Source organism: Streptococcus dentapri, from assembly GCF_042649885.1.
In the GTDB taxonomy this organism is placed as follows: domain Bacteria; phylum Bacillota; class Bacilli; order Lactobacillales; family Streptococcaceae; genus Streptococcus; species Streptococcus dentapri.
This window is the reverse complement of the sequence record NZ_JBHSAC010000036.1, coordinates 1-10,117: the sequence shown is the minus strand read 5'-3', so window position 1 is coordinate 10,117 and position 10,117 is coordinate 1. Positions and strand designations below refer to the sequence as shown.

The window sequence follows — 10,117 nt, the reverse complement described above, 5'->3', positions numbered from 1 at the left end:
TGTAGAGTACAGAAAACTGGCCGCATAAATGTGTTTTTCTTCTGTCCCATTATGTGGGTGCAGTGCCATTTTTTGTTCCCGCTTTTTTTGTTTTATCACACATTCAAGACCTTATCAAGGAAATCTTTCAAGCGTGGATGCTGTGGATTATCAAAGATTTGTTCGGGCGTTCCATCTTCTAGGAACTGTCCACCATCAGTAAAAATAACACGATTAGCCACTCTACGAGCGAAGCCCATTTCGTGAGTGACGATTAACATTGTCATGCCTTGTTCAGCTAAGTCCTTTATAACGTTGAGAACATCACCAACCATTTCAGGGTCAAGAGCCGATGTTGGCTCATCAAAGAGCATGATATCCGGATTCATAGCCAGACTGCGGGCGATAGCAACACGCTGTTTCTGTCCACCTGATAGGCTCTCTGGGCTGACATCATATTTATCAGCCAGTCCAACTTTTTCTAATAACTCCATTCCAATTTTCTTAGCTTCTTCTTTGGAATACTTGCCTAATTCGACAGGAGCATAGGTAATATTCTCAATTACTGACATGTGGGGAAAGAGGTTGAAGTGTTGGAATACCATTCCGATATTTTCTCTGACCTTATCAACGTTTGTTTTAGAATCAGAGAGATCATAGCCTTCTACAATAACCTTACCGCTGGTAATGGATTCAAGAAGGTTAAGGGTGCGCAGGAAGGTTGATTTCCCAGATCCCGAAGGTCCGATGATACAGACAACATCTCCTTCTTTAAACTGAGCATCAATCCCTTTCAAGACTTCATTGTCACCATACGATTTGTGAAGATCTTGTACATCAATTTTCAAGTCTGCCATTATTTAAGCTTCCTTTCTAATCGTTTTGCCAAACGGGTCAAGAGTGTGATGATCACGAGGTAAATAATCGCTAAGATAGCATACATCCTAAAGGATTGATAGTTGCGAGCAATGATAATTTTACCTGTTTGGAAGAGTTCCACAAGACCGATCGCAGAAACAATAGTCGTATCTTTCAATGAGATGACGAATTGGTTGATGAAGTTAGGGAGCATAACACGAACTGCTTGTGGCAGGATAACTTTGCGCATGGTTGTTCGGTAAGGCACTCCTAGGCTTCGACTGGCTTCCATCTGTCCGGCAGGAATCGCCTCAATACCACCACGGACGATTTCAGCAATATAGGCACCACCATTGAGCGAGAGAGCGATAGTGGCTGCTAAGAAGTCGTTGATTGGTGATTGGTGACCAGTAATGGATTCAATGAGGTTTGGAATTCCCCAGTAAATGAAGGCTGCGACAATCATCAATGGAATACCTCGAATCACATCGACAAAGACCTGAGCAATGGTACGAAGGGTCTTACTTGGTGCAACTGCCATCATACCAAAGAGAATACCAATCAGCATGGCGATAGCAAATGACAACAAGGTCAATCCGAGTGTAATACCAAGCCCTTGCAACAATTGCTTGTAGTTGTTTTGGATAAGTCCGACAACAGTTGTTTCGTCAGTAGCCTTATCTTCTTTTTCAGTTGCTAGATACTTATTGATGATCTTGTCGTATTGACCAGATTCTACAAGTGAAGCTAGACCATTGTTAAACATTTGAATCAACTCAGGATTTGATCCAGCTTTGACGGCGAAACCGATATTTCCAGATTTTTCTCCCTTGATTGGTGTCTTAAATTTACGCCCCTGTTTGATAGTATATTTCAGAACGGCTTCATCATCCATAAGAGCATCAATAGAACCATTCTGTAAGCTATCGTAGAGTGTAGAACCATCATCATAAGCCCTAACCTTATAGTTGTATTGATCAGCATGTTGCTCTAACCAATCGTAAGAAGAAGTTCCTTTTTTAGCACCGATAGTCTGTCCCTTGAGGTCGCTGTATTTAGCGACTTTAGAATCTGAAGTAACAGCGATGATGACATTAGAAGAATAGTAAGGATCTGAGAAATCAAAGGTTTGTTTACGCTCATCTGTAATGGTCATCCCTGCAATAACAGCATCGGCTTGACCAGTTTTAACGGCATTGAGTGCAGCATCGAAACCCGGATATTGGAATTTAACCTTGAAGCCTTGCTGTTTAGCGATAGCCTTGATGAGTTCTACATCAATACCGACGTATTTGCCAGATCCATTCTGGTATTCAAATGGAGCAAATGATGAGTCAAGAGCAATTGTGTAGGTATCCTTAACAGGTGAAGCCTTGGCTTTGGCATCACCTGTTAGCTTCAGCGAAGAAGAAGGGTTTTTAGAATTTTCATTGACAGTATCACCTAACCATTTTTTCATGATTTTATCATAGGTACCGTCTTTTTTCATATCAGCCAATGCCTTGTTGAAGTCATCTATGAGGTATTCTTGTTTGCTGCCTTTTTTAACCGCAAAGGCGAAACTTCCTACGGACTCGCCATCCATACTCATGTCATACTTTTTACCTTGACTGATGGCATATTGGACAACGGGTTTATCATCCATAGCAGCATCAATATTGCCCTGATCCAAGCTATTATTCATTAAATCACTGGTGTCAAAGGTCTTAACAGTATAGCCGTATTGACTAGCGTGTTGATCCAACCAGGTTTGAGCAGCTGTTCCGTTTTTCACACCGACTGTCTTACCTTTTAGTTGATTATAATCAGAGATGCTTGTTGTTCCAGTCTTGGTATAAACAACGATAGAGGTATCGTAGTATGTATCAGAGAACTTGAAAACTTTTTTGCGAGCTTCTGTAACAGTTGTCCCTGCCATGAGGGCATCTGCCTGACCAGATTGAACGGCATTGACAGCAGCATCAAAACCAGGATAGGTTTGCTTGTAGTCCCAACCAGAACGTTTGGCCACTTCCTTGATGATGTCGACATCAATTCCCTTGTAAGTTTGATCGGAATCTTTAAATTCGAATGGGGCATAGGCCGTATCTGATACAATTGAAATTTTGTCGGCGGCACTAACCTTTCCACTGAAAATAAAGAAAACTGATAGGACACTCAGAAAGAGTGTAAGAAGTTTATTCTTCATTTTAGTCTCCTTATAGTAAAATACTCCTCCATTTTACCAAAAAATAGGCTGTCCAGCAAATTTTCCTCTGTGTTATGTCAGAAAATATAACATAAAACGGACAAAACTCAGTTATTTCTGTGGCACTTTATATGTTGATGGCCGACAATCTTTGGAGGGTAACTGCTCTCAATGGTACTTGGAATTTTATTCAAGCTAATGTCCATGGTATAGCTGTCAGTGGTGGTAATGTGGGATTCTCCCTCTTTTATTTTACAAGTGAGTCCGGTGCACCTGAATAGATTTCCAGTGATGTTTTCGGGACGGAAGGTGGTTTACTAAGTTACCTAGTCTTGTCTTTGGATATTATTTATCTGCTCTGGCAATTAAAACGAAAAAAATTGATAACCAAAAGACTGAGTTTCAGAATTCAGTCTTTTTGGGTGATGTGTTAAAATGGTAAGTAAGAAAATGCTTAGAAAAGAAGGCAGTCTATGATTAATAGAAAAGATAATAATCAGTTTAAACTTGTTTCAAAGTACCAACCAGCTGGGGATCAACCTCAGGCAATTGAACAGCTGGTTGATAATATCAAAGGCGGGGAAAAGTCTCAAATTTTGCTGGGAGCAACTGGTACTGGGAAAACCTATACCATGAGTCAGGTAATCAGTCAGGTTAATAAACCAACACTGGTCATTGCCCACAATAAGACCTTGGCGGGTCAACTCTATGGGGAATTTAAAGAGTTCTTTCCGGATAATGCTGTCGAATACTTTGTTTCTTATTATGATTACTACCAGCCGGAAGCCTATGTCCCCTCATCGGACACTTATATTGAAAAGGACAGTTCAGTCAATGATGAGATTGATAAGCTGCGCCACTCGGCGACTTCTTCTCTTTTGGAGCGCAATGATGTCATCGTTGTCGCTTCAGTTTCTTGTATCTATGGTTTAGGTTCACCACGGGAATATGCAGATAGTGTTGTCAGTTTGCGTCCCGGTCAGGAAATTTCTCGTGATCAACTGCTCAATGCCTTAGTTGATATTCAATTTGAGCGCAATGATATTGATTTTCAACGTGGGCGCTTTCGCGTGCGGGGTGACGTGGTTGAAATTTTCCCAGCTAGCCGCGATCAGCACGCCTTTCGGATTGAATTTTTTGGCGATGAAATTGACCGCATTCGTGAGATTGACTCCCTGACAGGTCATAATTTGGGAGAAGTGGATCACTTGGCTATCTTTCCGGCCACCCACTTTATGACTAATGAAGAACATATGGAAGTGGCTATCAGTAATATTCGGGCTGAATTAGCTGACCAGCTTCAACTCTTTGAAGCAGAAGGTAAACTTTTGGAAGCTCAGCGTCTGAAACAAAGAACCGACTATGATATCGAAATGTTACGAGAAATGGGCTACACTAATGGGGTTGAGAATTATTCGCGCCATATGGATGGTCGCAGTGAAGGAGAGCCCCCTTATACTTTGCTGGACTTTTTCCCTGAAGATTTCCTCATTATGATTGATGAAAGCCATATGACTATGGGGCAGATTAAGGGGATGTATAATGGTGACCGCTCCCGCAAGGAAATGTTGGTCAATTATGGTTTTCGTCTGCCAAGCGCTTTGGATAACCGTCCCTTGCGGAGGGAGGAATTTGAAAGCCATGTTCATCAGATCGTTTATGTGTCAGCAACACCTGGTGACTATGAAAGAGAGCAAACCGATACGGTTATTGAGCAAATTATCCGTCCGACCGGTCTTTTAGATCCAGAAGTTGAAGTGCGTCCAACCATGGGACAAATGGATGACCTTTTGGGTGAAATCCATGCGCGTGTTGATAAGGGTGAGCGCACCTTTATCACCACTCTGACCAAGAAAATGGCCGAGGATTTGACCGATTACCTAAAAGAGATGGGGGTCAAGGTCAAGTACATGCACTCGGATATTAAGACTTTGGAGCGGACAGAAATTATCCGTGATTTGCGTTTAGGTGTTTTCGATGTCTTGATTGGAATCAATCTCTTGCGCGAAGGAATCGATGTTCCCGAGGTCAGTTTGATTGCTATTTTAGATGCAGATAAGGAAGGCTTCTTGCGCAATGAGCGTGGTCTGATTCAAACCATTGGTCGGGCAGCTCGTAATAGTGAGGGGCATGTTATCATGTATGCAGATAGTGTGACGGATTCTATGCGTAAAGCCATGGATGAGACGGCGCGGCGCCGCGAAATTCAGATGGCTTACAATGAAGAACGCGGTATTGTTCCACAGACCATTAAGAAAGAAATCCGTGATTTGATTGCCATTACCAAGACTAATGATGAAGGCCAAGTGATTGAAGAAATAGATGTTTCTACTATGTCTAAAAAAGAGCGTCAAGAAACCGTCAAGAAACTCCAAAAAGAAATGCAGGAAGCAGCCGAGCTGCTTGACTTTGAGCTGGCTGCTCAAATCCGCGATATGGTGCTAGAATTGAAGGCAATGAGTTAACATGATCTAACAATTTAATTGCTATAGCAATTAAAAGATTTTTGTTATAAAATAGTTAATGAATGGTCATGAAATGATTCAAATGACTTACTACCATCGAAACAGAAATAATAGGGCTTAGAAAATTTGTTAAATAAATTGACTGAGAATATTAATAGTCTGTTTTTATTCATACTACTTCCTTAAAGGAGAATTATTATGACGACAAAATCCAGTAAATGGTTCATATTGTTAACAGGCGTTCTTTATGTTGCTGTCGGGCTTTTCTTTGCCTTAAATCCAGTAGCCAACCTTGTCTCTTTAAGTTGGCTTTTGGCACTAAGCTTCTTTGTCGGAACGATCTCAAATCTCGTATTTTATTTCCAAAATGATAAGGAATTTCATCGCGGTTATGTTTTATTTTTTGCGGTTATCTCTTTCTTATTTGCCTGCTTTATGTTGATTCGTGGTTATGTTAATCTGCCTATTTTAATTCCGACAGCGCTGGGATGGACCATGTTTTTTGTAGCGATTGTTAGTCTAACAGAAGCTTTCCGAGTGCGTAAATTAATTCCTTTTTCTAACAATTTCTTGACCTTGGCAGGTATTGTTAAGCTTATCTTAGCTATTATTTTAATCCGTAACCCCTTACTAGCTAGTTTAACCATTATTTACATTCTTGCAGTCTATCTCATTTATGAAGGTGGCCGCTTTATCTATGTTGCTCTAAAACAAATGTAGCGATAAAAACCTAGCAGGAAGTGAACCTGATAGGTTTTTTCTAGTTTTTAAATCTCTTTTTCCATGATAAATTTAGAAAGTGAGACTTCATTGTCAGAAAAGAAAATCAATATCAGCCCACCCAAAGAAGTGGTGGATCAGTTGTCAATACAGGATGGACAGCAACTTCCAGCCATATTAGATACGAAGCGTTTGCTGATAGAAAGACGAGAAGTGAAAGAAGCGCATGAGTTGCCTAGTTGGACTTTTTTTCTAACAACAGGTTTAGCGGCTCTCTTTTTCTACCTCATCACGACTGTGGAAGGAGTCAATCAGGTTAATTTAACGGGAGATTATTCCATCATGTTCTTTGTGCTTGTTCTTGCCGGATTGTTGGGAGTTATCTTTTTTAGTATTCATTTTGTCCTCAATCGCAAGCTCTTTTTAGGTGAATTTGACGGTCGTGTTTTTTGGCGTATGTTTCCTATTATCTTAGCATCTTTTATAGCGATTATGCTCACGGTCTTACTGGGATTTTCTTGGCTTTTGGGGCAAGTTTTCAATAGTGCGTCCTTTGATCGTATCACATCAACAATTATTTTTGCTGTCATGACCTATGCTTTTATTTTTTTAGCCAGCCAGCTAGCAAAACAAATAAGAGCTAGCTGGCTAACCAGTTTGTTTACAGTTATTATTTCAAGCGGGGTCTTAATTTCGATGGCAGCTAATGGATCGCGCCAATGGTGGCAGACTAATCTCAGTTTTTTAGGGACAGATGATGCCAGTGCCAGCTGGGGATTTAATCTAACCTTGATTTTATCGGGTTTTATTTTGCTCGCTTTGGTAGATTATCTTTTTGTTGCCTTGAGGCAACGATACGGTAAATCATGGCGGCTCTTAATTTTAAGAATTTTGCTGAGTCTCCTGTCTCTTGATTTAGCAGCAGTAGGCTATTTTCCAAACAATATCAATTCACATGCTATTCATATAGACGTCTCCAACTATTTGGTTTATATTATCATTATTCTGGTGTTTGGTGTGCGCTGGTTATTGCCAAACATTACCCGTGATTTTCTCATTATGTCCTATGTCATTGGTGCCAGCCTTGTTTTTCTTGCTACAGCCTTCCGAGTCGTGCATTATTTATCGCTGACAGCTTTTGAAATGTCAGCCTTTGTTTTAGCCTTCACTTGGTTAGCTAGTCTAATCAATCGCCTAGAGGTTTTACTGATGCCAGAGAAGAAAATTATATATATCAGCGTTTTTGAAGAGTAGTAAGAAATACTTGTAGTTTATAATCTAAAGATGATAAGAATGGTTCCATCCTAATCTCGTCTTTATTTTTATCTTTAACCATGCTACAATAAGAATAATTTATATGAATGAAAGTGGTGCTTTTATGCCTCTAGGCGTCGTTATCAATAGCCTATCAATTATTCTTGGTAGTTTGCTTGGCGGTCTTTTCGGCCATCATTTGGATGATGATTTTAAAGTTAAAATGAATATGATTTTTGGTGTCTGTTCTATGGGAATGGGGATCATTTCAATCACCAAAATGTCTTATATGTCAGCCGTGGTTTTCGCCGTTGTTTTAGGAACGACTGTCGGTCTATTCCTTAATCTTGATAAATGGATTAATAAGGGTAGCCTCCTTATGGAAAAAGGGATGTCTAAGATTTTTCCGTCTAATTCAGATTTGTCTAAGGAGCAGTTCCTAGCCGATTTGGTAACAGTAATCGTCCTTTTTTGTGCTAGTGGGACGGGTATCTATGGCAGTTTGGTCAACGGGATGACTGGTGATGCCAGTATTTTGATTTCCAAGTCTATTTTGGATTTCTTTACGGCGGCTATCTTTGCTTGTAATTTAGGCTATGTAGTAGCAGCTATTGCCCTGCCACAATTTATCATCTTTACTTGCCTCTATGCCTTGGCGGGCATTATTGTCCCCCTAACCAATCCGGAAATGATTGGTGATTTTACAGCCTGCGGTGGTTTTCTAATGGTGGCGACAGGTTTTCGGATTATTCAGGTGAAGATGTTTCCCACAGCTGATATGATTCCAGCTATGGTTTTGGTTATGCCAATCAGCTGGCTCTGGGCGACTCTTATTTTACCCTTGTTGTAAGGAGGTCTTGTCACATGCAGTTAAGAAATCATTTTAACCAATAGTCTGACAGAGGCTAGTCAGGGCAATATCGTCATGCAGATTCGAGATTCTGAGTAGGTATTTTTTCGGGTGCTGTTTTGGCGAGCGGGGCGTGGGTTTGATGATTTATGATCCTCTAATCAACACTAACATTCGAAAAAAGATGAAACAGTTTGTCAGTAGTTTGAGAGCAATTAACCTTTCAATATTGACAATTGTTGAATGTATTAATGAAATTGCTAATATTCAGGAACAAGTTTCAAGTGAAATTATTAAAAAAATATTCTTGTTAGATGCTACTGCTGAAAATGTTCTATCGAATATTAAAAATCGTACGTATAATTACTTTTGCTATTTTCAGGATTCGGAAGAAGGACTCCGAACGAAAAATGACGGTTATAGATGAATTTTTTAGATTAGACATTTCTGAATTTATCAAGTGGTATAAATATATTTTTGATGATTTTAAAAATGAGAATATTAATTACTACATATTATACGGTTTATGATACTTTGACTGTGTAGATATAAAATTTCAGGAAGTTCGTATTATGAATCGGTTACACTAAACTAGACAGAATCTATAAAGTGTTCTACACTAAAGAAAAGCGGAGACGAAAAATAGTTGGGTATAATGAAACAGGGCGATTGAGAAAAGTTTTGCTCTTTTCTTCCAAATATTTATATGAGGTGGCGCCAATTAATGAAATTTCCAACTGGACTACAGTTAAGGCTTGAACAAATAGTATTAGTTTACAATTTAAGTTATTTTGAGTTTATCTAGCACCCCGAGTTATGTTTATCGTAATTATATATCATAAGACTGGCAAAATTTTTATTTTATAAAATTCAAAATTGTGATATAATGCGCTTAGCTTTATTTTTTAGAATTAAGTTAATCCGTTTAACTTTAATTTTTTTAGAATTAAGTTAATCCAATTCACTCAATATTCATAAGGAGGAATTTATTATGTACAAACCTATTGCTATTACTGGATATGGGCTTCTTTATCCACCAAATTCTGACACTATACAAACTTTTTGGCGAAATATTCAAAAGGGAACATAAGGCACTAGAGAAGTAACTAATAATGTCTGGAATATTAATGATAATTACGATGATAATGAAGGTGTTTCAGATAAAACATATTGTAAAATAGCGCCTATCTTGATTATACTGATCTTCAACTTAACAGAATTAAAATCGATTTATCACGCAGGGAACTTAAAAAATAAACAGAGTGATAATACCGTCTAAGAAAAATTTAAAAATTTTATCACGATATATGATTAAAAAGATTTTAGAAGAAGATTTTTCTAGTGATACTCTTCTAAGCCATTTAGAAATTATTAATGATAGGGGTGATACGGGGCGTCCCATTCTTCTTTATAATAATAAGTTAACTGATATTTGTGTAAGTATATCCTATTCATATCCTCTAGTAGCAGTAGAGGTATGTAAAAATGGCGATAATATTGGCATAGACATTGAAAAAATATTTGATCATATTTCAAATGAATTTTTAAAATATTGTTTTACTTCAAGAGAATTAGATTGCATAGCCAAAATTCTTAATCAAGAAACATTTGAGCATAATTGTACTATTTTGTGGTGTATAAAAGAATCAGTAGGTAAATTATTAACAATTGGATTAGTAGGGAATCCCAGAGCAATAGAAATACTATTTAAAAGCTCTAAAAAATAGAAATAATAACTCGTGGTGCTAGTTAATTTCAAAATATCTCAAATTATAAGCCAGTATGATTTGTTCGATTCTCAAT

Annotated in this window: 8 protein-coding genes; 6 read left to right on the top strand and 2 right to left on the bottom strand. The window is 38.4% G+C overall.

The window, feature by feature from the left end; genetic code table 11:
- Positions 1-95: 95 nt before the first annotated feature.
- Positions 96-836: an amino acid ABC transporter ATP-binding protein gene (locus ACFOSE_RS03975; RefSeq protein ID WP_380430815.1), complete on the bottom strand. Its 741-nt coding sequence runs from the start codon at positions 834-836 to the stop codon at positions 96-98.
- Positions 836-3,025, bottom strand: coding sequence for an ABC transporter substrate-binding protein/permease (locus tag ACFOSE_RS03970; protein ID WP_380430812.1), 2,190 nt, complete (start codon positions 3,023-3,025; stop codon positions 836-838). Before ACFOSE_RS03970 ends, ACFOSE_RS03975 begins: the two co-directional genes overlap by 1 nt.
- 119 nt (positions 3,026-3,144) lie before the next feature.
- Between ACFOSE_RS03970 and ACFOSE_RS03965 the strand changes: the two genes are divergently transcribed.
- The 6 genes from ACFOSE_RS03965 to ACFOSE_RS03940 all read left to right on the top strand — a co-directional run bounded on the left by ACFOSE_RS03965 (position 3,145) and on the right by ACFOSE_RS03940 (position 10,041).
- A complete protein-coding gene (locus tag ACFOSE_RS03965) occupies positions 3,145-3,306 on the top strand; it encodes a hypothetical protein (protein WP_380430809.1) in 162 nt (53 codons plus the stop codon).
- Positions 3,307-3,498: 192 nt separating this feature from the next.
- A complete protein-coding gene (gene uvrB / locus ACFOSE_RS03960; RefSeq protein WP_380430807.1) occupies positions 3,499-5,490 on the top strand; it encodes an excinuclease ABC subunit UvrB in 1,992 nt (663 codons plus the stop codon).
- Between the two features lie 198 nt (positions 5,491-5,688).
- The gene (locus tag ACFOSE_RS03955; RefSeq protein ID WP_380430804.1) at positions 5,689-6,210 is read left to right on the top strand and encodes an HdeD family acid-resistance protein; all 522 of its coding nucleotides are present in this window, start codon (positions 5,689-5,691) and stop codon (positions 6,208-6,210) included.
- A gap of 90 nt (positions 6,211-6,300) precedes the next feature.
- The gene (locus ACFOSE_RS03950) at positions 6,301-7,464 is read left to right on the top strand and encodes a permease (RefSeq protein WP_380430801.1); all 1,164 of its coding nucleotides are present in this window, start codon (positions 6,301-6,303) and stop codon (positions 7,462-7,464) included.
- A 124-nt stretch (positions 7,465-7,588) separates the two neighbouring features.
- Positions 7,589-8,314, top strand: coding sequence for a DUF554 domain-containing protein (locus ACFOSE_RS03945; protein WP_380430818.1), 726 nt, complete (start codon positions 7,589-7,591; stop codon positions 8,312-8,314).
- Positions 8,315-9,621: 1,307 nt separating this feature from the next.
- A complete protein-coding gene (locus ACFOSE_RS03940) occupies positions 9,622-10,041 on the top strand; it encodes a 4'-phosphopantetheinyl transferase family protein (RefSeq protein WP_380430798.1) in 420 nt (139 codons plus the stop codon).
- Positions 10,042-10,117 lie beyond the last annotated feature (76 nt).

Coding starts and splice junctions, on each gene's coding strand:
- ACFOSE_RS03975 (WP_380430815.1), bottom strand. CDS start 836: ATGGCAGACTTGAAAATTGATGTACAAGATCTTCACAAATCGTATGGT.
- ACFOSE_RS03970 (WP_380430812.1), bottom strand. CDS start 3,025: ATGAAGAATAAACTTCTTACACTCTTTCTGAGTGTCCTATCAGTTTTC.
- uvrB (WP_380430807.1), top strand. CDS start 3,499: ATGATTAATAGAAAAGATAATAATCAGTTTAAACTTGTTTCAAAGTAC.
- ACFOSE_RS03955 (WP_380430804.1), top strand. CDS start 5,689: ATGACGACAAAATCCAGTAAATGGTTCATATTGTTAACAGGCGTTCTT.
- ACFOSE_RS03945 (WP_380430818.1), top strand. CDS start 7,589: ATGCCTCTAGGCGTCGTTATCAATAGCCTATCAATTATTCTTGGTAGT.
- ACFOSE_RS03940 (WP_380430798.1), top strand. CDS start 9,622: ATGATTAAAAAGATTTTAGAAGAAGATTTTTCTAGTGATACTCTTCTA.